Annotated in this window: 21 protein-coding genes and 1 riboswitch; of the genes, 7 read left to right on the plus strand and 14 right to left on the minus strand. The window is 63.6% G+C overall.

All coding sequences use genetic code 11. The features are described 5' to 3' along the window. The first annotated feature begins 16 nt into the window (after positions 1-16). The 4 genes from JQ641_RS21490 to JQ641_RS21505 all read left to right on the plus strand — a co-directional run bounded on the left by JQ641_RS21490 (position 17) and on the right by JQ641_RS21505 (position 2001). A complete protein-coding gene (locus tag JQ641_RS21490) occupies positions 17-376 on the plus strand; it encodes a VOC family protein (RefSeq protein ID WP_211997937.1) in 360 nt (119 codons plus the stop codon). A 112-nt stretch (positions 377-488) separates the two neighbouring features. Further along, positions 489-890: an SRPBCC family protein gene (locus JQ641_RS21495; RefSeq protein WP_211997938.1), complete on the plus strand. Its 402-nt coding sequence runs from the start codon at positions 489-491 to the stop codon at positions 888-890. After that, complete coding sequence (locus tag JQ641_RS21500) at positions 887-1417, plus strand: hypothetical protein (protein WP_211997939.1); 531 nt, start codon at positions 887-889, stop codon at positions 1415-1417. The genes JQ641_RS21495 and JQ641_RS21500 overlap by 4 nt, the downstream gene beginning before the upstream one ends. Positions 1418-1515: 98 nt before the next feature. Continuing rightward, positions 1516-2001 carry a hypothetical protein gene (locus JQ641_RS21505; protein WP_211997940.1) on the plus strand — a complete coding sequence of 162 codons (486 nt, stop codon included), beginning with the start codon at positions 1516-1518 and terminating at the stop codon, positions 1999-2001. 1 nt (position 2002) lies between these two features. On the opposite strand, the gene JQ641_RS21510 is transcribed toward JQ641_RS21505, so the two are convergent. The 3 genes from JQ641_RS21510 to JQ641_RS21520 all read right to left on the minus strand — a co-directional run bounded on the left by JQ641_RS21510 (position 2003) and on the right by JQ641_RS21520 (position 5899). Beyond that, the gene (locus tag JQ641_RS21510) at positions 2003-3445 is read right to left on the minus strand and encodes an MATE family efflux transporter (protein ID WP_211997941.1); all 1443 of its coding nucleotides are present in this window, start codon (positions 3443-3445) and stop codon (positions 2003-2005) included. A gap of 162 nt (positions 3446-3607) precedes the next feature. Continuing rightward, positions 3608-4654: a hypothetical protein gene (locus tag JQ641_RS21515; protein WP_211997942.1), complete on the minus strand. Its 1047-nt coding sequence runs from the start codon at positions 4652-4654 to the stop codon at positions 3608-3610. A gap of 138 nt (positions 4655-4792) precedes the next feature. After that, entirely contained in the window at positions 4793-5899 is a 1107-nt protein-coding gene (locus JQ641_RS21520; protein WP_192735453.1) for a 2'-deoxycytidine 5'-triphosphate deaminase, read from the minus strand. A 119-nt stretch (positions 5900-6018) separates the two neighbouring features. Then, positions 6019-6098, plus strand: a riboswitch (SAM riboswitch). Positions 6099-6170: 72 nt separating this feature from the next. Between JQ641_RS21520 and JQ641_RS21525 the strand changes: the two genes are divergently transcribed. Then, entirely contained in the window at positions 6171-7364 is a 1194-nt protein-coding gene (locus tag JQ641_RS21525; RefSeq protein ID WP_211997943.1) for an O-succinylhomoserine sulfhydrylase, read from the plus strand. Between the two features lie 176 nt (positions 7365-7540). Here the strand turns inward: JQ641_RS21525 and JQ641_RS21530 are convergent, their stop codons facing one another. Genes JQ641_RS21530 through JQ641_RS21540 form a run of 3 tightly spaced genes read right to left on the minus strand, consistent with a single transcriptional unit; the run spans position 7541 to position 10567 of the window. Beyond that, positions 7541-8566, minus strand: a complete 1026-nt coding sequence (locus tag JQ641_RS21530; RefSeq protein WP_211997944.1) for an SGNH/GDSL hydrolase family protein — start codon at positions 8564-8566, stop codon at positions 7541-7543. A 13-nt stretch (positions 8567-8579) separates the two neighbouring features. Next, positions 8580-9338 (minus strand): SGNH/GDSL hydrolase family protein, encoded by a 759-nt coding sequence (locus tag JQ641_RS21535; protein WP_211997945.1) that lies wholly within the window; start codon positions 9336-9338, stop codon positions 8580-8582. Next, on the minus strand, positions 9338-10567 hold the full coding sequence (locus JQ641_RS21540; protein ID WP_211997946.1) for an OpgC domain-containing protein: 1230 nt from the start codon (positions 10565-10567) through the stop codon (positions 9338-9340). Before JQ641_RS21540 ends, JQ641_RS21535 begins: the two co-directional genes overlap by 1 nt. A gap of 239 nt (positions 10568-10806) precedes the next feature. On the opposite strand from JQ641_RS21540, the gene apaG reads away from it, so the two are divergent. Next, positions 10807-11199, plus strand: coding sequence for a Co2+/Mg2+ efflux facilitator ApaG/CorD (gene apaG / locus JQ641_RS21545; RefSeq protein ID WP_192735458.1), 393 nt, complete (start codon positions 10807-10809; stop codon positions 11197-11199). Between the two features lie 827 nt (positions 11200-12026). On the opposite strand, the gene JQ641_RS21550 is transcribed toward apaG, so the two are convergent. The 3 genes from JQ641_RS21550 to JQ641_RS21560 form a co-directional block, all read right to left on the minus strand. Continuing rightward, on the minus strand, positions 12027-13031 hold the full coding sequence (locus JQ641_RS21550; RefSeq protein ID WP_211997947.1) for an Hsp33 family molecular chaperone: 1005 nt from the start codon (positions 13029-13031) through the stop codon (positions 12027-12029). A gap of 184 nt (positions 13032-13215) precedes the next feature. Further along, complete coding sequence (argF, locus tag JQ641_RS21555; RefSeq protein WP_192735460.1) at positions 13216-14142, minus strand: ornithine carbamoyltransferase; 927 nt, start codon at positions 14140-14142, stop codon at positions 13216-13218. Beyond that, entirely contained in the window at positions 14142-15347 is a 1206-nt protein-coding gene (locus JQ641_RS21560) for an aspartate aminotransferase family protein (RefSeq protein WP_211997948.1), read from the minus strand. The genes argF and JQ641_RS21560 overlap by 1 nt, the downstream gene beginning before the upstream one ends. A gap of 482 nt (positions 15348-15829) precedes the next feature. Between JQ641_RS21560 and JQ641_RS21565 the strand changes: the two genes are divergently transcribed. Beyond that, entirely contained in the window at positions 15830-16339 is a 510-nt protein-coding gene (locus JQ641_RS21565; protein ID WP_211997949.1) for a GcrA family cell cycle regulator, read from the plus strand. A gap of 173 nt (positions 16340-16512) precedes the next feature. On the opposite strand, the gene phoB is transcribed toward JQ641_RS21565, so the two are convergent. The 5 genes from phoB to pstC all read right to left on the minus strand — a co-directional run bounded on the left by phoB (position 16513) and on the right by pstC (position 20695). Further along, positions 16513-17214, minus strand: coding sequence for a phosphate regulon transcriptional regulator PhoB (gene phoB, locus JQ641_RS21570; RefSeq protein ID WP_192735463.1), 702 nt, complete (start codon positions 17212-17214; stop codon positions 16513-16515). A 74-nt stretch (positions 17215-17288) separates the two neighbouring features. Next, positions 17289-18005, minus strand: coding sequence for a phosphate signaling complex protein PhoU (phoU, locus tag JQ641_RS21575; RefSeq protein WP_192735464.1), 717 nt, complete (start codon positions 18003-18005; stop codon positions 17289-17291). A gap of 23 nt (positions 18006-18028) precedes the next feature. Further along, positions 18029-18850, minus strand: coding sequence for a phosphate ABC transporter ATP-binding protein PstB (gene pstB / locus JQ641_RS21580; protein WP_192735465.1), 822 nt, complete (start codon positions 18848-18850; stop codon positions 18029-18031). Continuing rightward, positions 18847-19692 carry a phosphate ABC transporter permease PstA gene (gene pstA, locus JQ641_RS21585; RefSeq protein ID WP_211997950.1) on the minus strand — a complete coding sequence of 282 codons (846 nt, stop codon included), beginning with the start codon at positions 19690-19692 and terminating at the stop codon, positions 18847-18849. Before pstA ends, pstB begins: the two co-directional genes overlap by 4 nt. A 4-nt stretch (positions 19693-19696) precedes the next feature. Further along, a complete protein-coding gene (gene pstC, locus JQ641_RS21590) occupies positions 19697-20695 on the minus strand; it encodes a phosphate ABC transporter permease subunit PstC (RefSeq protein WP_211997951.1) in 999 nt (332 codons plus the stop codon). Between the last annotated feature and the right edge of the window lie 118 nt (positions 20696-20813).

A 20813-nucleotide genomic window follows, 5' to 3' on the forward strand; every position in this document is an offset into this window, starting at 1 on the left:
TGACTGGAGAACAGCAATGTACGACCACATCGGATTACGCGTCGGAAATCTCGACGCCAGCGTGCGTTTCTATACGGCAGCGCTCGCGCCCCTCGGCTTTGTGCTGTGCTCGCGCGATGATTCCGGCGCGGGTTTTGGGCCCAAGGACCAACCCGCGCTCTGGCTGCATCTGCACAAGGGTGCCGCCGGCACTGGCGCCCATGTCGCTTTCCGCGCGGCCGACCATGCCGCGATCAAGCAATTCCACGCCGAGGGCCTGAAGGCCGGCGGCCGCGACAATGGCGGCGCGGGTGCACGGGCGGATTACAGCCCGACCTACTACGCGGCGTTTTTGATCGACCCTGACGGCAACAACGTCGAGGCGGTTTGCACGTAGTCGCGGATCGTAGGGTGGGCAAAGCGAAGCGTGCCCACCTTCGAGAGCACGGTCGTGATGGTGGGCACGCTTCGCTTTGCCCACCCTACAGATGAGCTTCGAAAGGAATCACATGGCTTCCATCCACAAGGACATCATCATCGACGCCAATCCCAATGACGTCTGGGACGCGGTGCGCGATTTCGGCGCGTTGCATACGCGGCTGGTGCCCGGCTTCGTGCTCGACACCCGCCTCGACGGCGACGCGCGGATCGTGACGTTCTCCAACGGAACGGTGGCGCGCGAACTGCTGGTCGATTGCGACGATGCGCGGCGGCGGCTGGTTTATGCTGTCATCAGCGAACGGATCAAACAGCACAGCGCCTCGGTGCAGGTGACCGCTGAAGGCGACGGCCGCAGCCGGCTGGCCTGGACCGTCGACGTGCTGCCGAATGAAATCGCGCCCTACATGAATGCGCAAATGGATCAGGCGGCGCTGGCGATGCAGAACGCGCTTGGGAAAGCCGCGGCATGATTTCCGCGTTTCTCGAAGCGCTCGGCGCGGTCGGTCCCTCAACCGACCGCGCCGGCAAGATGGATCTCTACGGACGTTTTGTCGGCTCCTGGGATCTCGACGTCAGGCAATTTGCCGACGACGGCCGCGAGCGCCGCCGCGCCGGTGAGTGGCATTTCGGCTGGGCGCTGGAGGGCCGCGCAATCCAGGATGTCTGGATCGTGCCGCCGCGCGGCGAAGCGCGACACGGCGACGCCACGTTGAAAATCAATTCCTACGGCACGACGCTGCGGGTCTACGATCCTGACATCGATGCCTGGCGCATCCAGTGGACCGATCCGGTGGCGCGAAGTTTCCTGCAGATGATCGGCCGTGCTGAAGGCCGTGACATCGTGCAGCACGGCACGCGGCCGGACGGCCAATTGATGCGTTGGAGTTTTTCCGAGATCACACCGAACTCGTTCCTGTGGCGTGGTAAGATCTCCGCGGACAACGGCGCGAGCTGGCGTGTCAATACCGAGTTCACCGCCCGACGCCGAGCACCGTGATCTTTCGCACAGATCAGTAGTTCGCCCTTTCCTAGTGTCACCAGTTGCGCCCGGATGGCACCGCCCCCGCGGGCCGCGGCGCATTGGGAGGTCGAACCATGACTGGAGCTGACAAGGTTGTGTGTCAGGCGGCCACGCTGTTGCTGCTGTTTGCCCTGACGACGATGCCGGCGAAGGCGCAATTCGCCGGGTTTGGTGGCGGTGGAGGTGGCGGCGACGACATGATGACGCAGATGGCGCCGATGCTGGAAATGATGAAGGCGAAGATGGGCAAGCGCCGCTTCGGCATGATGATGCAGACCGTGGGGCCGATGATGGGCCGCATGATGGAAGGTGGCGGCGGTGGTTTCGGCGGCATGATGGGCGGCGGTGGAATCCCCGGCGGCTACGGTGGCAGCTATGGCGGCTATGGCAGCGGCATGGCCCACGGCTATGGCGTCAACATGGGCGGCATGGGCGGCGGCGACATCATGGGCATGCTCGGCGGCGCCGGCGGCAGCGAGATGATGAGCATGATCCCGCAGCTGATGCGCATGGCCAACGCGGGCGGCGGCCGTCACAGCCGGCGGCATCGGCGGCGCTGAGCTACGACAGCGCCGGGCGAGCCTTGGCAAGGGGAACGCGCTTCGGTCCCCACCGCGTCAGGATCACGCTGAGGCAGGACAGCAGGCCGAGCAGCATCATCGATGCGGCCGTCAGCATGAAGAAGTCCGTGGCGGTGGCGTTGTGCGTCGACAGCCACCAGCCGCCGATGCCGATGAACACCAGCCGCGCGGTCTGCGCCAGCACGGGGCCAAGCACCTTGGCCGCGCCCTGCGATGAAAAATAGCAGGTCGTGGCCAGGCCGAGGAAGGCATACATCGGCGCCGCCGTAGACAGGTACTGCCGGCTTGCGGCGCGAACGCCCGCATTGTCGGTGAAGAGATTGACCCAGATGTCGGGGAAGATCGCGATCAAGGTCGCCAACGCGCCGACCCCGACAAAGGCCACGCCGCCCGCGATCCAGCAGATCCTGCGGGCCCGCGCGATGCGCTTCGCACCGATCGCCATGCCGACCATCGGCACCGTCGCGATGCCGACCGCGAACGCGATCGACGTCAGCATGAATTCGAGCCGCGCGCCGATACCGTAACCGGCCAGGATCTCGGTGCCGAAACCCGCCAGCATGTAGGTGAAGATGCTGATCGTCAGCACCGATTGCAGCGGCGAGAAGCAGGCGATGGCGCCGACCTTGAGAATGTCGATGAACATCGCCCAGCGAATCCGCAGGCCGACGATCCTGGGAACGATGCGCGCGCGGCCGGAAAACAGATACCACGACATCACGGAGATACTGATCAGGTAAGCGATCAGCGAACCGGCGGCGACGCCGCGCATGCCGAATTGCGGGATCGGGCCGAGGCCGAGACCGAGCGTGCCGCCAAGGATGATCTGGCAGACGGCGGAAATGAGCATCAGCAGCGAGGGCAATTTCATGTTGCCGGTGCCGCGCAGAATGCCGGCCATCGTGTTCATCAGCCATGGCACGACGGCGCCGCCGAAAAATATCTGCGTGTAGCCGATCGCCTGCGTCAGCACGTTGCCGCGGCCGCCCAGCAATTCAAGCAGCTTCGGACCGAAGATCAGCATACCCAGCATGAAGACGAGCCCGAAGCAGAGGCCGATCAGCAAGGCGTGCGCGGCGAGCACCGACGCCCGCTCGGTATCACCAGCGCCGAGCGCGCGCGCGATCGCGGACGCGACGCCGCCGCCCATGGCGCCGCCCGACATCGTCATGGTCAGGATCACGCAGGGAAATACCAACGCCATCGCGGCCAGCGATTCCACCCCGAGCCGGCCGATATAGGAGGTCTCGGCGATCACCACACAGGTACCGGCCGATAGCGCAATGACGTTGGGCCAGGCGAGCCACAGCAGCGTGCGCAGGATCGGACCGTCGACCAGCGCGTTCTTCGCCGGCGGCGGCGGTGGCGGCAGCGGGCGTTCTTCCTCGTCGACGGGAATTTCGGCAACGCCGATATCGGACATTTCTGCTCCCGCGCGCGAAAGGCAACCTTAAGGTCGCGCGCCCATTCAATATTTTGGGCGCACTATCTCGCTGCGCCGAGCTGTTTCCTAGCACGGCAGGCGCTGATTCCGCGTGCGCGAAACGCAATGGGGGCCTGCGCGATTGCAGGCGGGCGCACTCCTCTAGCCGATCGACCAGACGAACGGTGCCTTTCCACCGGTTGGCGGCTTCAAATGCACGGGAATATGGCGGCCGCAGCCGGCCGCCAGGCCCTCGAACAATCCCTGCAGCACGCTGGCGCAGACCGGGTGATAATCGCCGACGTCGGCCATCAGCTTCCAGCTCTGCTGCCGGATTTCGAACGTGCCGTCGGACTCGCTGATCTCAACCGCATCATCCTGCGCCTCGAACAGCGCACGCAGGAAGCCTGCAAATTCCCTCGCGCCGCCGCGGCTCGCCCCAAGGTTTTGCGCGATCTCGTCGAAATATTGCATGCCGATCAGCTTGCCGGTGAGGTGCAACAGATATCGGGCATCCTCCGGGCCGAAGCATTGCACCATCACGGGAGCCGCGGTCTTCACATATTCCATCGCGTAGTTGCGATGGGCCTTTTCCAACCGCGGCTTCGGCCAGCTTGCAACAGGCAATGCCGGCGCGGTGGCGGGATCGAAGCGCGGCGCTTCGAGATGCCGCGCGAACACCATCCGCGCATCTAGGTCGAGCGGATGATCGTATTCGCAGTAATAGCCTTCGAGGCCGTCCTGGCCGTCGACGCTTTGCTTGGTGCAGACGAAGCCGAGATTGAGATTGCCGAGCGCCACGCCGTTATTGCCGTGCCAGCCCCGCAGCATCGCGCGCGACACTTCACCGGGCACGCCGCAGATCGCGGTGCCCCGCCAGATCCAGCGCGGCGGCGGATAACGGATCCAGGCCTTGCGATCGGTCTCGTACATGTATTCGACATGGACGCCGCCGATCCAGTTGGAGAGATAGTGATACTGCGCAGCCGCGACCGCCGGCGGCAGATGGCTGAGCCCGAGTTTTTCCAGCCCCGGCAGGAAGCGTTCCTGCTGCTGCCGGCGAAACACCCGGAACACGAATTCGGCGGCGTCCGCCGTGCCGCGGCGGGAGACGACCGTGAGAACGAGGCCGGTGAAAAACGCATGATAGAGATCAGCGATGCTGCGCCACTTCGCCCATTGCGCTTGCTGCGATTGCTCTTCGGACATGCTCTCTCCCGCGCCGATTTTCTTGTTGAGGGGCGAGCATATATCAGCCGTCATTGCGAGCGCCAGCGAAGCAATCCACCCGTCCGTTATGCCGCCCTATGGATTGCTTCGCTGCGCTCGCAATGACGGAGAACGAGGCTACACCCTGAAATGCTTGCTCAGCTTCAGGCCCTGCGCCTGATAGTTCGAGCCGATGCGCTGGCCGTACATGGCATGGGGCCGCGCCAGCATTTTTTCGTAGACCAGGCGGCCGACGATCTGGCCGTGCTCGAGGATGAACGGCACCTCGCGCGAGCGCACTTCCAGCACCGCGCGAGAGCCCTGCCCGCCGGCGCCGGCATAGCCGAAGCCGGGATCGAAGAAGCCGGCATAATGCACGCGGAATTCGCCGACCAGAGGGTCGAACGGCACCATCTCGGCGGCATAATCCGGCGGGATTTGCACCGCCTCTTTCGAGGCCAAAATATAGAACTCGCCGGGATCGAGGATCAGGCTGCCGTCCGGGCGCGCCGCGATCGGCTCCCAGAATTCATCGACCGCATAGCCGCCGCGGCGGTCGACATCGACCACGCCGGTGTGGCGCTTGGCGCGGTAGCCGACAAAGCCGCCGGAATTCGCGCCGCTCAGATCGACGCTCAGCGCCACGCCATTGGCAAGATCGGCATCGTCGATATCGACCAGCCGCTCGGCCTCATGCAGCGCGTCGAGTTCGTCCGCGTTGAGGATGGCGTCGCCGGTGCGAAAGCGCACTTGTGACAGCCGCGATCCCTCGCGCAGCAGCACCGGAAACGTCTTCGGGCTGATCTCGGCATAGAGCGGCCCGTGGTAGCCGGCGCCGATCATGTCGAAGCGGCGGGTACCGTCCGCGATCACGCGGGTGAAGACGTCGAGCCGTCCGGTCGAGCTCTTCGGGTTGGCGGCGGCGACGATCTCCGGCGGCAGCGCGAGGCTCTCCAGCAGCGGCACGATATAGACGCAATTGGTTTCCAGCACCGCGCCGTCAGTGAGGTCGATCTCGTGCAGTTTCAGCTCGTCGATACGCTCGGCGACCGTCGCACCCGGCCCCGGGAGGAAGCTCGCGCGCACCCGGTAGGCGATGTCGCCGAGGCGAAGATCGAGGCTGGCGGGCTGGATCTGGCTCTCGACAAAGGGATAGGCCGGCAGGATCAGGCCCGCATCCGCCATCGCCGCGATCATGCGGTCGGGCAGAATTCCGTTGGCGTCGGGCGGAAGCGTAAACGGCACGGCGGTCCTCAAGGGGCCCGGAAGGGTGACCCAAATGTCATCCAAACCTCATAAATATGGGCATTTAGGGGTTATCCGATGGCCGGCTTGACGAAAAGGGCGCGAGGGAATATCAGCATGACTTATCCCGTGGTGATTTGAGCCGGCCGGCTTGCAGCCACGTTAAATAAGTCGCTAAACAGGCCGGGGACACGTGTGATCCCGGCCTGTGGAAATTTTTCCAGGCCGGTTTTTTGTGACCATTTTCAATGGTGGTCACGACGGAGGTCACATGTCTGAGACTGGTTCTACCAAGCGTTTTCGTCCCGAAACCCGCCTTGTCCATGGCGGCACGCTTCGCTCCCAATTCGGCGAGACGTCCGAGGCGCTGTTCCTCACCCAAGGCTACGTCTACGACACCTCGGAGCAGTGCGAGGCCCGATTCAAGGGCGAGGAGCCGGGCTTCATCTATTCGCGCTATTCCAATCCGACGATTGAGATGTTCGAGCGCCGCATGATGCTGCTCGAGGGCGCGGAAGCCGCGCGCTCGACCGCGACCGGCATGGCCGCGGTGACGACCGCGATCCTCGCACCGCTCCGGGCCGGCGACCACGTGGTCGCTTCGAAAGCCCTGTTCGGCTCCTGCCTTTACGTGGTGCAGGATCTCCTGCCGCGTTACGGGATCGAGACGACGCTGGTCGACGGTCTTGATCTCGACCAGTGGCAGCGCGCGTTGCGGCCGAACACCAAGTCCTTCTTCCTGGAGAGCCCGACCAATCCGACGCTCGACGTGCTCGACATCCCGGCGATTGCCGAGATCGCGCACAGTGGCGGCGCACGGCTGATCGTGGACAATGTGTTCGCCACGCCGATCTGGCAGAGCCCGCTTTCGCTCGGCGCCGACGTCGTCGTCTACTCCGCCACCAAGCACATCGACGGCCAGGGCCGCTGCCTCGGCGGCATCATCCTGTCCTCGGAAGCGTTCGTCGCCGAGCACCTCCATAACTTCATGCGCCATACCGGCCCGTCGCTCTCGCCGTTCAACGCCTGGACCCTGCTCAAGGGCCTGGAGACGCTGGCGGTGCGGGTGCGCGCGCAGACCGAGACCGCCGGCAAGGTCGCCGACGCGCTGGCGAACCATCCGAAGGTCTCGCGGCTGATCTATCCCGGCCGTGCCGACCATCCGCAGGCCGAACTGGTGAAGCGGCAGATGCGCGCCGGCTCGACGCTGGTCGGGTTCGAGGTCAAGGGCGGCAAGCAGGCCGCGTTCCGCTGCCTCAACGCGCTGCAGATCTCGCGGATCTCGAACAATCTCGGCGACGCCAAGAGCCTCGTCACCCATCCGGCGACCACGACACATCAGCGGCTGACGCCGGAGGCGCGCGCCGAACTCGGCATCAGCGAGGGTTTTGTTCGCTTCTCCGCCGGGCTCGAGCATGCGGATGACCTGATCGAGGATTTTGTGCAGGCGCTGGAGAAGGCGTGAGCTAGCTGCACACGTAGCCACACAACAGGTGTCGTCCCGGCCTTGAGCCGGGACCCATAACCACAAGGCCTTGTGAGTTAGGGAAGTCGTCGATCACTGCCTTTTAGCCGCACGGCCGCGGCGTATGGGTCCCGGCTCAAGGCCGGGACGACAGCGGTGTGTAGCCGCGACAGTAATCACATCGGCCGGTAGGTCCGCACGTCCGACGGCACGTTGACACCGAGCTTGATCTGGCCGACCGAGCGGATGATGTCGTCGCCGAGCAGTTGTGCGAAGCAGGCGTAGCCCCAGTCGCTCATGTGCAGGCCGTCGGCGATGACGAAATTGTCCATCGGGATCGCCTGCTTCTCGTGCCAGTCGCGCATCACCTCGAAGCGCGGGAAGATGCCGACCTTGCGCAGTTCGGCAACCTTGTTGAGCAAATTGATCATCTTGCCCGCGCTCTCCGCGCGTTCGTTGACGCGCGGCGAATATTGCGGATCGATCAGCACCAGATCGGCGCCGGTCGCCTGAATGCGCGCGACACCGTCTTCCACCAGCTTGATGGTCTCTGCCGGATCGAGATTGCGCAGCACGGCGTTGGTGCCGACCTGCCAGATCACCAGGTCCGGATGCATGTCGATGACCGAGGTCTGCAGCCGCTTCATCATTTCAGGCGCGTCCTCGCCGCCCTGGCCGCGATTGATCACGGTGATGTCGGCGGTCGGGTACTGCCGGTGCAGCTGCGCCGCGAGGCGGTTGGGATAGTTGAATTCCGGCGAGCTCGCGCCAAAACCCGCGGTCGACGACGATCCGAACGCGATGATCACCACCGGCTCGCCCGCGGCGAGCTTGCCCGCGACACGCGGCAGCGATCCCATCTTCTTGGCGCCACCCTTCGGCGGCAGGCAGGGAACGCGGCTGAAAATGTCGGCGGCCGATTTCGCGACTTCCTTGGCCTTGTCGATCGCCTTGCCGGTGACGCTCCTCTGCGCCGCCGGACCGGACGGCTCGGCGGCCGCCACGCTGCCCGCACCCGTGGTCGGCGCCGCCGGCGGTTTGGCGGCTTCAGCTTTGGCCGTGTCGGATAACGTCGCCTGCTGGGCGGTCTGGGTCGCCTGCGCCTGCACCGGCAAAACGGACGCCGGCATCAGCAGCACCGTCGCCGCGATGGCGAACGCTGCCAGCGATGCAGACGGGGAAAAAGGGCAGTAACGACTCATTTACGCTAGTTCCTCAATTCTGCTGGGCCGGGTTCACATGCGCCGCGTCGATCACGAATTTCGACAGCGCGCGGCCGAGGCAATCGTGCACCCGCTTGGCCAGGTCAGGGCCATGCGAGGTGCTGGACAGGTCGAAATCTCCGGCGTCGCTCCAATGCCGCATCATGGCGAAGCGGTCGAACAAGGGAATGTCGTGCTGCTGCGCCACCACGCGCATATTATCCAGGTAGGGCGGCGCGGAAATCATCGTTTCAGTACGCGGGCTGTATTGCAGATTCATCAGGATCACGTCGACCCCCGCCTTCTGCAACGCAGCAACGCCATCTTCGACACCGGCGCGGAAATCATCGGGATCGATCGATCGAATAGCATCGTAGGTGCCGGTCTGCCAGATAACCAAAGTAGGCTTCTTTAGCTCGACCAGCTTAACAAGTCCGCCAGCGACCTCTTCGGCCGTCTTCTTGACCTGTAGTTCTACGGATACGTTCACGGCGACCTTCGGCAGCGCCTCCTTCAACATCGCCTGCAGCCGGCCGGGATAGGCGCTGGCTTCGGACGACGGGATGCTCGACGACCGGCTGCCCACCACCAGAATTTCCAGCCGGCGGTCGCCCGCAATGGCCGTCTCGACCTTGGGCAGCTTGCTCTCGGACGTCAGCAGATAGGCCGGAACCTCGCAATTGGCGGGGGCCTCCTCGGCGCGCACGGGGGCCACGGCCAGCAAGCCGGCAATCAAGGTCAGGCCCAGGATCATCACCGGGTTGGACTTCATCAGCCCCCTCCCGCCATATCGGCGTTGCCAACAGCGCCTTTTTTCTTCGCGTTCTTGTCGGCGGAATTCTTGTACCACGAAATGACCCACGCCATGCCGGACATGATGAGGATTCCGACGACGCTGATCAGGAAGTGCAGGCCCGCTCCACCGGAGATTTCGGCCAGCACGAAATGCCCCGCAAAGGCGAGGAAGACGCCGAGGCAGAATATCTCAAGCGAATGCTGCCCGCACAGGATCAATGGTCGCAGCCAGGGCGATTTCAACCCCGGCCAGTCCTTGCGCAGGAAGCGCACCGTGATCGCCGCCAGCGCCAGGAAGTGCGCGAAGCGCAGCACATCCAGATCGGTCTTGCTGATCGGGTACATCCACTGTTCGAGGCGCTTCGGCATCAAGAAATTCAACTGCGGGAGATGCCAGGTCAGCGTGACGAAGAAGGCGGCCAGCAGATAGGCAAAGCAGATCCACATTGTGATCGGCGAGGAGAGTATCGCCGACATCCGCACCGCGCCGCCGAGCGCGCACCAGGCGCCGAACGTAAACAGCAATTGCCACGCGAACGGATTGAAGAACCAGGTGCCGTTCGGATAGGCCGACAGGTACAGATCGAACTGCCAGGTCGCCGCGTAGAGCGCCACCGACAGCCCCAGCGAGACGTCGGGCCGCCACTTCATCAGCCACAGGATGACGGGCAGGAACAGCATCAGCACGATATAGAGCGGCAGCACGTCCATGTTGACGGGGCGGAATCTCAGCAGCAAGGCCTGGATGATCGTGACATCCGGCTGCTTGAGGAAATCCATGATCCCCATTTCTTCCGAATACAGCGGGTTGTTGAAATTGGTGGCGACGTAGGAAATCTCCGCCAGGAAGATCGTGAACAGGAACACGTGCGCCACGTAGATCTGCCAGACCCGCCGCATGATGCGCGCGGTGGCGATCACGAAGCCGGATTCCAGCATCGCGCGGCCATACACGAACGCCGCGGTATAGCCGGAGATGAAAATGAAGATCTCGGTGGCGTCGGAAAAGCCGTAATTGCGGATCGTGAACCAGGTCAGGATATTCGGCGGCAGATGATCGATGAAGATCAGCCACAGCGCCAGCCCGCGAAACAGATCGAGCCGCAATTCACGCTCGCCGGCCGCGGGCAGCGTGATCGCCGGCGCGGAGGTGGCCGCGGCGTCACTCGCGGACGGTCCGGCAATCTGATCGGCAATGGACGACATCGGGCACCGTTTTGGCAGCGAATCCAAGCAAATTGCACGGCCGTAAGGATAATATCGGCCCGCAAGCATGCAATACAAGCAAGATACGGGGGTCGGAACCGCGCGGGTGCGCCTTAGGGCGAAACTATGTTGAAACGAGGATGGAATAGCTCAACAGCCCGCCCCGCCGGCCGCCCGGCGATTGGTTCCACCGCCTTTCTTCGCTATGCTGCGCCACAGGATTCTGGAAGCTTTTCACCATGTACCGCGCCGTCACCCGTCTGATCGAAGTCACCGTCGAACCGAACTTCATGCCGGAGCGCTCGTCGGTCGATAAGGGCCAGTATTTCTGGTCCTACACGATCGTCATCACCAATTCCGGCAACGAGACGGTGCAGTTGCGGACGCGGCACTGGATCATCACCGACGCCACCGGCCGCAAGCAGGAAGTCCGCGGCGAAGGCGTGGTGGGCGAGCAGCCGGTGCTGGCCCCCGGCGAACGCTTCGAATACACCTCCGGCGTACCGCTCCCCACCGCGTCCGGCTTCATGACCGGGCGCTATCAGATGGTCAACGAAAGCGGCGAGAAATTCGAGATCGACGTGCCGACATTTTCGCTGGATAGCCCGGATAACAAGCGGGTGTTGAATTAGGGGGCGCATGTCCTCGCCGTCATTGCGAGCGCAGCGAAGCAATCTATAGCTCGGCTCGCTGGGGCATGGATTGCTTCGCTGCGCTCGCAATGACGGGGATGGTATAGCGCCACACATTGCTGTCATCCTCCGCGAAAGCGGGGGATCCAGTACGCCGCGGCTTCTCGGTTCAATCATTGCGGTCTCTGGAATACTGGGTCACCCGCCTTCGCGGGTGACGACAATTGTGGGTGAGACACACACCTCGACGTTCTCGCGACGCATTGCGCCCGAGCTTTGCCAGCAACTTCCCGCCCTTCAAATAGAGGGCGCAGGGAAGACCGGGTGCGCGCTGCACCCGCGGTCCCGTGTGCGGTTTGCACTAAGTAGGCTGCACACGAGCATACAGGGCAGCGGAGAACACCCGGCCTTCCCTGCGCAATGGCTTTACGGCTTATGCCGTGATCTCCCCGGAGACGAGTTCTTGGTTGACTCCGTCACCACCGGTTCAGCTTGCGCCTAGCCGACGGCTTGACGCCTGCAACGGGCGCCAGGACCACACGGTTTTGCCGTACGCTCATCCACGCCGTCGTCAGGCGTGAACCAGCGTCCACCGCAACCCGCCCAACGTCCGTGACGACGGCCGACGCCCTCTGAGTGGGACGGGATGGCGGTAGATGCGCACTGATTTGGGTCGGCCGGCAACAGAAATATTTTTGATTTGCAGAAATTCTCTGCTTGACAGAATTTCCGTAAATCAGAACTGATTTGCCCGTCGGGTTGTTTTGTCGCACTCAACCGTCATTGCGAGCGGAGCTCGCAATGACGAGGAGAGAATGACAAAAGTACTATTCCACACCCGCTTCATCCGGCGTGAACTCATAGATCGACGAGCAGAACTCGCAGGTCACCACCACCTTGCCGTCCTTGACCATTTCCGCGCGGTCCTGCGGCTGGAAGCTTTTCAGCATCGACGACACCGCGTCGCGCGAGCAGGAGCATTGCGCGCGCAGGGCTAACGGCGCGAACACGCGCACGCCGCGTTCGTGGAACAGGCGATACAATAAGCGCTCGCCCGACAAATCCGGATCGAGCAGTTCGACATCCTCGACGGTCGAGATCAGCGACTGGCCTTCGACCCAGGCGTCGTCTTCGGCCACCGCATGCGTCACGGCGCCTTCCGGCGCATCGCCGGGATGGAGGTCGGCCTGCCGCGCCCGCTCCGGCGCCTGAGGCAGGAATTGCAGCAGCATGCCGCCGGCGCGCCAGCGGTGTTTCGGGCCGTCGCCGCTGCCGCGCCACTCCTCGCCGACTGCAAGCCGCACGCGGGTCGGGATCTGTTCGGAGCGCAGAAAGTATTCATGCGCGGCGTCTTCGAGATTGCCGCCTTCCAGCGCCACCAGGCCTTGATAGCGGCTCATGTCCGCGCCCTGGTCGATGGTCATCGCCAGATGACCGTTGCCGAGCAGCGCGCCGGAATCCTGCCCGTCTTTCAGCCGCGTCGCATCGAAGCGCGCATAGGCGCGCAGCCGATCCGGCAGCTGGAAATCCACGATCAGGAACGATACCGGGCCGTCGGTCTGGGTCTGCAGGATGAAGCGGCCGTCGAACTTCAGCGACGAGCCGAGCAGCGTCGCCAGCACGATGGCCTCGCCGAGCAGCTTGCAGACCGGCGCCGGGTAATCGTGCTTGGTCAGGATGTCGTCGAGCGCCGGGCCGAGCCGGGTCAGCCGCCCGCGCAGGTCGAGCGTATTGACCTCGAACGGCAACGCCGCATCGTCGATGGGAACCGCCGATGGCGCGCGGATCGGCGCTTCGATCGTGATTTTGATGTCGGGGGATTGTGATGTCATCGCGCCTATCTGGGGTCGGAAGGAGTGAATCGAAAGGGGTACCCGTGTCCCGGACCCGGTGCAGCGTGCAACGCTGCTCCGCAGAGCCGGGACCCATTTGTGCGCATCAACGTGGACCCCGGCTCTGCAGCGCACCGCTTCGCGCTGCGCAGCGTCCGGGGAACGCAAACCGTAAGGTCAGTCCCTACGCCACTTCGTTAAAACACCAGGCCAGAATGCCCTTTTGCGCATGCAGGCGGTTTTCGGCTTCGTCGAACACCACCGATTGCGGGCCGTCGATCACCTCGTCGGTGACCTCCTCACCGCGATGGGCGGGCAGGCAGTGCATGAACAGCGCGTCGGGCTTGGCCAGCGACATCAGTTGGGCGTTGACCTGATAGGGCTTGAGCACGTTGTGGCGATGCTCGCCGTCCTTATCGCCCATCGACACCCAGGTGTCGGTCACGACGCAGTCGGCGCCCGCGACGGCGGCTTCCGGGTCGTTGCCGAGCACGATCGGCGCCTGCGTCGCCTTGATCCAGTCCTTCATCGCCTTGTTCGGCGCGAGCTGCGGCGGGGTCGCCACGTTCAGTTTGAACTTCAAACGCTCCGCGGCATGCGCCCATGACGCCAGCACGTTGTTGTCGTCGCCGGTCCAGGCCACGGTGCGGCCCTCGATCGAGCCGCGATGCTCCTCGAACGTCATCAGGTCAGCCATCACCTGGCAGGGATGCGAGCGCCGGGTCAGCCCGTTGATGACGGGCACGGTGGCGTTGGCGGCAAGCTCCAGCAGCGCATCGTGGTTGAGGATGCGGATCATGATCGCATCGACGTAACGCGACAGCACGCGCGCGGTATCGGCGATGGTCTCGCCGCGGCCTAGCTGCATTTCCGCGCCGGTCAGCATAATGGCCTCGCCGCCGAGCTGGCGCATGCCGACGTCGAACGAGACCCGGGTGCGGGTCGACGGCCGTTCGAAGATCATCGCCAGCGTCTTGCCCTCGAGCGGCTTCCTGTTCTTCTCATGCGCCTTCAGCTTCGCCTTCATGGCGACGCTCAGGTCCAGCATGTTGCGCAGTTCCTTCGGCGGCAGCTCGCTGATATCGAGGAAGTGACGTAGGGACTTGCTCATCACCCCGCCGCCTTCTTCTTGTCGCCCGACAGCGCGATGCAGGCGCGCTCGAGGCTTTGGACGGACTGCTCGATCTCGGCTTCGGAAACGATCAGGGGCGCGAGAAAGCGCACGACATTGTCGCCGGCGCCGACGGTCAGCAGCTTCTGGTCGCGCAGCGCGGCGACGAGATCGCCCGAGGGCACCACGGCCTTGACGCCGATCAAAAGCCCTTCGCCGCGCACTTCCGCGAGCACGGCAGGATAGCGATCGGCCACGGAAGCGAGCTTCTGTTTCAAGAGCAGCGACACTTTCTGCACGTGGTCGAAGAAGCCGGGCTTGAGCATCACGTCGAGCACCGCGTTGGCGGAGGCGATCGCCAGCGGGTTGCCGCCGAAGGTCGAGCCGTGCGAGCCCGGCGTCATGCCGGACGCCGCCTCTGCCGTGGCAAGGCAGGCGCCGATCGGAAAGCCGCCGCCGAGCGCTTTTGCCAGCGACATGATGTCGGGGGTGACGCCGAGGCGCTTATAGGCAAACAGATCGCCGGTGCGGCCCATGCCGGTCTGCACCTCGTCGAAGATCAGCAGCAGGCCCTTGTCGTCGCACAATTGGCGGAGCGCCTTGTAGAACGCATGCGGCGCGCTGCGCACGCCGCCCTCGCCCTGCACCGGCTCGATCAGGATGGCGGCGGTCTGCGGCCCGATCGCCTTCTTGACCGCCTCGAGATCGCCATGCGCGACCTGGTCGAAGCCATCCAGCGGCGGACCGAAACCTTCCAGATATTTGGCAGATCCCGTAGCCGCCAGCGTGCCCAGCGTGCGGCCGTGGAAGGCGCCCTCGAAGGTGACGATACGATAACGATCGGAATGGCCCTTGGCGGCGTGATAGCGGCGCGCGACCTTGATCGCGCATTCCATCGCTTCCGCGCCGGAATTACAGAAGAACACCAGATCGGCAAAGGTCTGCTCGCACAGCCTTGCTGCGAGCTTGTCGCCGTCCGGGCTCCGGAACAGGTTCGACATGTGCCAGAGCTTGGTGGCCTGCTCCTGCAAGGCTGCGACCAGATGCGGATGGCAGTGGCCGAGCGCATTCACCGCCACGCCCGAGGTGAAGTCGAGATAGCGCTCGCCCGACGTTGAGATCAGCCACGCGCCTTCGCCGCGTTCGAAACCGAGATCGACTCTCGCGAATACGGGAAGCAGATGCGACGGGGCGCTGTTGGTCATGGCCATCACTGACGGTTAGAGACCGGCCACATAGCGTGCATTGGTGCGAACGCGGCACAGCCGGTCTTGCGAAAACAAAACGTGCCGCCTTTTCGGGGCGGCACGTGACAGGCATTCTATGCTGGCTTTGGACCGTGTCAACACGCCTAAAAAGGCCTTTCCTGCAGTGCAGGATAAAGCAATCCGTAGCATTCCGGTGCCGTGGAAAACTCCAATTACAATGCATAAATACCGGAACATGTGGACGCACGGACGCGGACTCTTGCGCCAGAGTCCCGCCATATTGTAGCGTCTGGGCTGTCGGGTACGACATCTCGTGCGGAAGTACTGACCCCTAGAGTCCATTTTGTAAGGCGTAAACGTTCGGGCGGCTTTTATGCGCCCGGCGAGGGCTAAGGGATTCTGCCCGCTGGGATTTTTGAGAATTGGCATCGCCAGCGCTGCCCCCGGTTTGGCCGGCTCTGTGCGAAGGGAAGAATGCGATGACGGTATTGACCTGGTCCGACGAGCGCGTCGAGCAGCTTAAAAAGCTCTGGGAGGGCGGACTTTCCGCCAGCCAGATCGCCGCGGAACTCGGGAATGTGACGCGAAATGCAGTGATCGGCAAAGTGCATCGGCTGGGTCTTTCCGGCCGTGCCAAGAGCCCCTCCTCGGCCGCGCCGCGTCAGCGCAAGGCGCGTCCCGCCCCGCAGATGATGCGGGTGGCGCGCCCGGTGTCGCGCGGCAACACCGCGCTGGCCCACGCCTTCGAGGTGGAGATGGAGCCGGATCCGGTCGCCTACGACAATGTGGTGCCGATGAGCCAGCGGCTGACGCTGCTCGAATTGAACGAGGCCACCTGCCACTGGCCGATCGGCGATCCCTCGAGCTCGGAATTCTTTTTCTGCGGCGGCAAGGCGCTCACCAGCCTGCCCTATTGCGCACATCACTCGCGCATCGCCTATCAGCCGGCCTCCGATCGCCGCCGCCCGGCACCGAAGCCGACGCGCTGAGTTCGCGCGGCGTTACAACGAATATTAGCCGTCGTCCCGGCGAAGGCCGGGACCCATAACCACCGATGGCCGTGGTTAGGCTTGGCTGGAGCTCCAGCTTTCTTAGCAATTAGTATTTGTGGTTATGGGTCCCGGCGTTCGCCGGGACGACGCAAACTTGTTTACGCCGCGCCCTACTCCACCTTCGCGAACCGATCATCCAGCGCGTAGCCGGCGCCGCGCACGGTGCGGATCGGGTCCTGTTCGCGGCCGGGGTTGAGCAATTTGCGCAGGCGGCCGATATGGACGTCGACGGTACGCTCGTCGATATAGATGTCGCGGCCCCAGACGCTGTCGAGCAGTTGCTCGCGGCTGAACACGCGGCCGGGATGTTCCAGGAAAAACTCCAGCAGGCGATATTCGGTGGGGCCGAGATCGATCGGACGGCCCGAGCGCGCGACGCGGCGCTTCTCGCGGTCGAGTTCGATATCGCCATAGGTCAGCACGGTGGCCAGCCGCTCCGGGCTCGCCCGCCGCAACAGGCCCTTCACCCGCGCCAGCAGCTCCGGCACGGAAAAGGGTTTTACGATGTAGTCGTCGGCGCCGGTCGCCAGCCCCCGTACCCGTTCGCTTTCCTCGCCGCGCGCGGTCAGCATGATGATCGGCAGCGCCTTGGTCTCCGGCCGCGCCCGCAAGCGGCGGCACAGTTCGATGCCGGACAGGCCCGGCAGCATCCAGTCCAGCACGATCAGGTCGGGCACCCGCTCCTTCAGCCTCGTATCGGCGTCGTCACCGCGGGCGACGGTTTCGACCTCATAGCCTTCGGCATCGAGGTTGTAGCGCAGAAGCGTGGTGAGCGCTTCCTCGTCTTCAACCACCAGAATGCGTGCATTCATCTATGTAAGCCTCTTGATATCCGATATTTTGACGCGGTTTGTTACGCGAACGTCTTCCGCTTCTAGTTCCGCTTCTAGTTTCCTGGCACCGTGGTGGCGAAATTGGTCATGTCGCCCTTCGGGCGCTTGTCTAGGATCTGCTGGCCTTCGATCATGTAGAACACGGTCTCGGCGATGTTGGTGGCATGGTCGCCGATCCGCTCGATGTTCTTGGCGCAGAACATCAGATGGATGCAAAACGAGATGTTGCGCGGATCTTCCATCATGTAGGTCAGGAGCTCGCGAAACAGCGAGGTGCAGATGGCGTCGACTTCCTCGTCGCCCTTCCAGACCGCCATCGCCGCCGGCAGATCGTGCGACGCGTAGGCGTCGAGCACGGACTTGACCTGCGACTGCACCAGATCGGTCATGTGTTCGAGACCGCGGATCAGCTTCAGCGGCTGGAAATCGTTCTCCAGCGCGGCGACGCGCTTGCCCATGTTCTTGGCGAGGTCGCCGATCCGTTCCAGATCGGTGGCCACCCGCATGGCGCCGACGATCTCGCGCAGGTCGATCGCCATCGGCTGGCGGCGGGCAATCGTCAGCACCGCGCGTTCCTCGATCAGGTGCTGCAGGCGGTCGATCTCGACGTCGGAAGCGACGACGCGTTTGCCGAGCGCGACGTCGCGCCGGATCAAGGCATCGACGGATTCGGTGATCATGCGTTCGGCAAGGCCGCCCATTTCGGCGACCAGGCGGGTCAATTCCTGAAGATCGCTGTCGAACGCCTTCGCGGTATGTTCTGAAGCCATTGTCTTCTCCTCGCGATGTGCGCTTAGCCGAACCGGCCGGTAATGTAATCCTGGGTGCGTCGATCGCTCGGCGAGGTGAAAATCTTGTTGGTGTCGTCGAATTCGACCAGTTCACCGAGATACATGAAGGCGGTCTTGTCCGAGACGCGCGCCGCCTGCTGCATGTTATGGGTCACGATGGCGATGGTGTAGTCCTCCGACAATTCCTGGATCAGCTCCTCGACCTTGGCGGTCGAAATCGGGTCCAGCGCCGAGCAGGGCTCGTCGAACAGGATCACTTCAGGGCGCACCGCCACCGTGCGCGCGATGCAGAGCCGCTGCTGCTGGCCGCCGGACAGGCTGAGCCCCGATGCATTCAGCTTGTCCTTGACCTCGTTCCACAGCGCACCGCCACGCAACGCCTTTTCGACGCGGCCGTCCATCTCGGATTTCGAGATCTTCTCATAAAGGCGGATGCCGAAGGCGATGTTTTCGTAGATCGTCATCGGAAACGGCGTCGGCTTCTGGAACACCATGCCGACCCGGGCGCGCAGCAGATTGAGATCGAGCTTGGGGTCGAGGATGTTGGTCTGGTCGAGCATCAATTGCCCGGTCGCCTTCTGGCCCGGATAGAGGTCGTACATCCGGTTGAAGATCCGCAGCAGCGTGGACTTGCCGCAGCCGGACGGCCCGATGAAGGCGGTGACGCGGTGGGTGCCGAGCGTGAGGTTGATGTTCTTCAGCGCGTGGTGCTCGCCATAGTAGAAGTTCAGGCCGCGCGCCGTCACTTTCGGCGGCGCGTCGGGCAAGGCGACCTGCGGAACAGGTCCGTTCGCAGCACTCACGGATACGGAAAGATCGTTCATTTTGCGGTCCTCTCGGCGCCAAGGATGCGCGCGCCAATATTCAGGGCGAGTACGGTCAGGGTGATGAGCAGCGCCCCGCTCCAGGCGAGCTGCTTCCAGTATTCGTAGGGGCTCTGCACGAAGTTGTTGATGGTGACCGGCAGGTTCGCCATCGTCTTGGTGAGGTCGAGGCTGAAGAACTGGTTCGACAGCGCGGTGAACAGCAGCGGCGCGGTTTCGCCGGCGACGCGGGCGGTGGCGAGCAGCACACCGGTGATGAGGCCGGCGCGCGCGGCGCGGTAGGCGATGCGCTTGATCACCAGCGAGCGCGGCAGGCCGAGCGCGGACGCGGCCTCGCGCAACGGATTGGGCACCAGCAGCAACATGTCCTCGGTCGTGCGCACCACCACGGGGATCACGATCACGGCCAGCGCCAGACAGCCGGCAAAGGCCGAGAAGCCGCCCATCGGCACCACGATCGCGCCATAGACGAACAGGCCGATGATGATCGAGGGCGCGCTGAGCAGGATGTCGTTGATGAAACGGATCACCGAGGTGAGCTTGTCGTTCCTGCCGTATTCGGCAAGGTATGTGCCGGCGAACAGGCCGAGCGGCGCGCCGATGCCAACGCCGATCACGGTCATGATGATCGAGCCGACAATCGCGTTCAGCAATCCGCCGTCGGTTGATCCCGGTGGAGGGGTATTCTGCGTGAAGACCGCGAGATTGATCCCGGCGAGGCCGTTAAAGAACAAGGTGAATAGGATCAGCCCCAGCCAGGTGACGCCAAAAACCGCGGCGCCGAGGCACAGGACCTTGACGACGATGTCGACGCGGCGGCGACGGGTATAAATCGGGTTCATGATCTTAATTCCCCGCCTTCTTTTCCAGCCGCATCAGCATTATCCGCGCGGCCGCCAGGACGAAGAACGTCAGCACGAACAATAGCAGCCCCAGCAGGATCAGGCCGGATTGGTGCAAGCCGTCGCTCTCGGCGAATTCGGATGCGATCGCCGCCGAGATCGTAGTGCCCGGAGAAAACACCGAGCCCGTGATCTTGAAGGCGTTGCCGATGATAAACGTCACCGCCATGGTCTCGCCAAGCGCACGGCCGAGCGCCAGCATGATGCCGCCGATCACGCCGACCTTTGTATAGGGGATCACGACGTTGCGGACGACTTCCCAGGTGGTGCAGCCGACGCCGTAGGCGGCTTCCTTGAGCACCGGCGGCACCGTCTTGAACACGTCGACCGAAATCGCGGTGATGAACGGCAGCACCATGATCGCAAGGATCAGCGACGCGTTGAACAGGCTGAGATAAGACGGCGGACCAGCGAAGATGGTGCCGAGAATCGGGACGCCATCGAACACCTTGATCACAAACGGCTGAAAACTGTCGGCCATGAACGGGCCCAGCACGAAGAACCCCCACATGCCGTAGATGATCGAGGGGATGCCGGCGAGCAATTCCACGGCAATGCCGATCGGGCGACGCAGCCACTGCGGACAAAGCTCGGTGAGGAAGATCGCGATGCCGAGCCCGACTGGGATCGCGATCGTCATCGCGATCACCGAGGTGACCAGCGTGCCATAGATCGGCCCGAGTGCGCCGAGCACCGGCGGATCGTTGGATGGCGCCCAGCGCGAGGTGAACAGGAAGGAGAAGCCATATTCCCTGATCGCCGGCCAGGCGCCCGCGATCAGCGAGACGATGATGCCGCCGAGGATGAGCAGGACCGAGATCGCGCAGGCGCGCGTGATCCAGTAAAATGTCACGTCGCCAAACTTGAAAGCGCTGAGAGCCTTGGCGCGATCGTAAGGTCCGGCAGCTTCCATTATGTCGCTCTGAACCGCCATGTCTGCCACGCCAATCCCCTGTACTGTATAGCCCAAATGCCCTGGTTCCGGCGCCGGTTTTACACCGGACATTGCCACCAGATTTCCTGGTAGCCGGACCGCCCTGTATTCGCCCTCCAGCCCGGAG

The sequence above is a fragment of the Bradyrhizobium sp. JYMT SZCCT0180 genome (assembly GCF_018130165.1).
Taxonomy (GTDB): Bacteria; Pseudomonadota; Alphaproteobacteria; order Rhizobiales; family Xanthobacteraceae; genus Bradyrhizobium.

What these genes read in the sequence shown, in the direction of transcription:
- JQ641_RS21560 (WP_211997948.1), bottom strand. Translation starts at nt 15,347, where the DNA reads ATGACCAACAGCGCCCCGTCGCATCTGCTTCCCGTATTCGCGAGAGTC.
- JQ641_RS21530 (WP_211997944.1), bottom strand. Translation starts at nt 8,566, where the DNA reads ATGAGTCGTTACTGCCCTTTTTCCCCGTCTGCATCGCTGGCAGCGTTC.
- phoU (WP_192735464.1), bottom strand. Translation starts at nt 18,005, where the DNA reads ATGGCTTCAGAACATACCGCGAAGGCGTTCGACAGCGATCTTCAGGAA.
- JQ641_RS21550 (WP_211997947.1), bottom strand. Translation starts at nt 13,031, where the DNA reads ATGACATCACAATCCCCCGACATCAAAATCACGATCGAAGCGCCGATC.
- JQ641_RS21495 (WP_211997938.1), top strand. Translation starts at nt 489, where the DNA reads ATGGCTTCCATCCACAAGGACATCATCATCGACGCCAATCCCAATGAC.
- JQ641_RS21500 (WP_211997939.1), top strand. Translation starts at nt 887, where the DNA reads ATGATTTCCGCGTTTCTCGAAGCGCTCGGCGCGGTCGGTCCCTCAACC.
- JQ641_RS21515 (WP_211997942.1), bottom strand. Translation starts at nt 4,654, where the DNA reads ATGTCCGAAGAGCAATCGCAGCAAGCGCAATGGGCGAAGTGGCGCAGC.
- JQ641_RS21540 (WP_211997946.1), bottom strand. Translation starts at nt 10,567, where the DNA reads ATGTCGTCCATTGCCGATCAGATTGCCGGACCGTCCGCGAGTGACGCC.
- pstA (WP_211997950.1), bottom strand. Translation starts at nt 19,692, where the DNA reads ATGAACCCGATTTATACCCGTCGCCGCCGCGTCGACATCGTCGTCAAG.
- JQ641_RS21510 (WP_211997941.1), bottom strand. Translation starts at nt 3,445, where the DNA reads ATGTCCGATATCGGCGTTGCCGAAATTCCCGTCGACGAGGAAGAACGC.
- pstB (WP_192735465.1), bottom strand. Translation starts at nt 18,850, where the DNA reads ATGAACGATCTTTCCGTATCCGTGAGTGCTGCGAACGGACCTGTTCCG.
- phoB (WP_192735463.1), bottom strand. Translation starts at nt 17,214, where the DNA reads ATGAATGCACGCATTCTGGTGGTTGAAGACGAGGAAGCGCTCACCACG.
- JQ641_RS21565 (WP_211997949.1), top strand. Translation starts at nt 15,830, where the DNA reads ATGACGGTATTGACCTGGTCCGACGAGCGCGTCGAGCAGCTTAAAAAG.
- JQ641_RS21525 (WP_211997943.1), top strand. Translation starts at nt 6,171, where the DNA reads ATGTCTGAGACTGGTTCTACCAAGCGTTTTCGTCCCGAAACCCGCCTT.
- JQ641_RS21535 (WP_211997945.1), bottom strand. Translation starts at nt 9,338, where the DNA reads ATGAAGTCCAACCCGGTGATGATCCTGGGCCTGACCTTGATTGCCGGC.
- apaG (WP_192735458.1), top strand. Translation starts at nt 10,807, where the DNA reads ATGTACCGCGCCGTCACCCGTCTGATCGAAGTCACCGTCGAACCGAAC.
- argF (WP_192735460.1), bottom strand. Translation starts at nt 14,142, where the DNA reads ATGAGCAAGTCCCTACGTCACTTCCTCGATATCAGCGAGCTGCCGCCG.
- JQ641_RS21490 (WP_211997937.1), top strand. Translation starts at nt 17, where the DNA reads ATGTACGACCACATCGGATTACGCGTCGGAAATCTCGACGCCAGCGTG.
- JQ641_RS21505 (WP_211997940.1), top strand. Translation starts at nt 1,516, where the DNA reads ATGACTGGAGCTGACAAGGTTGTGTGTCAGGCGGCCACGCTGTTGCTG.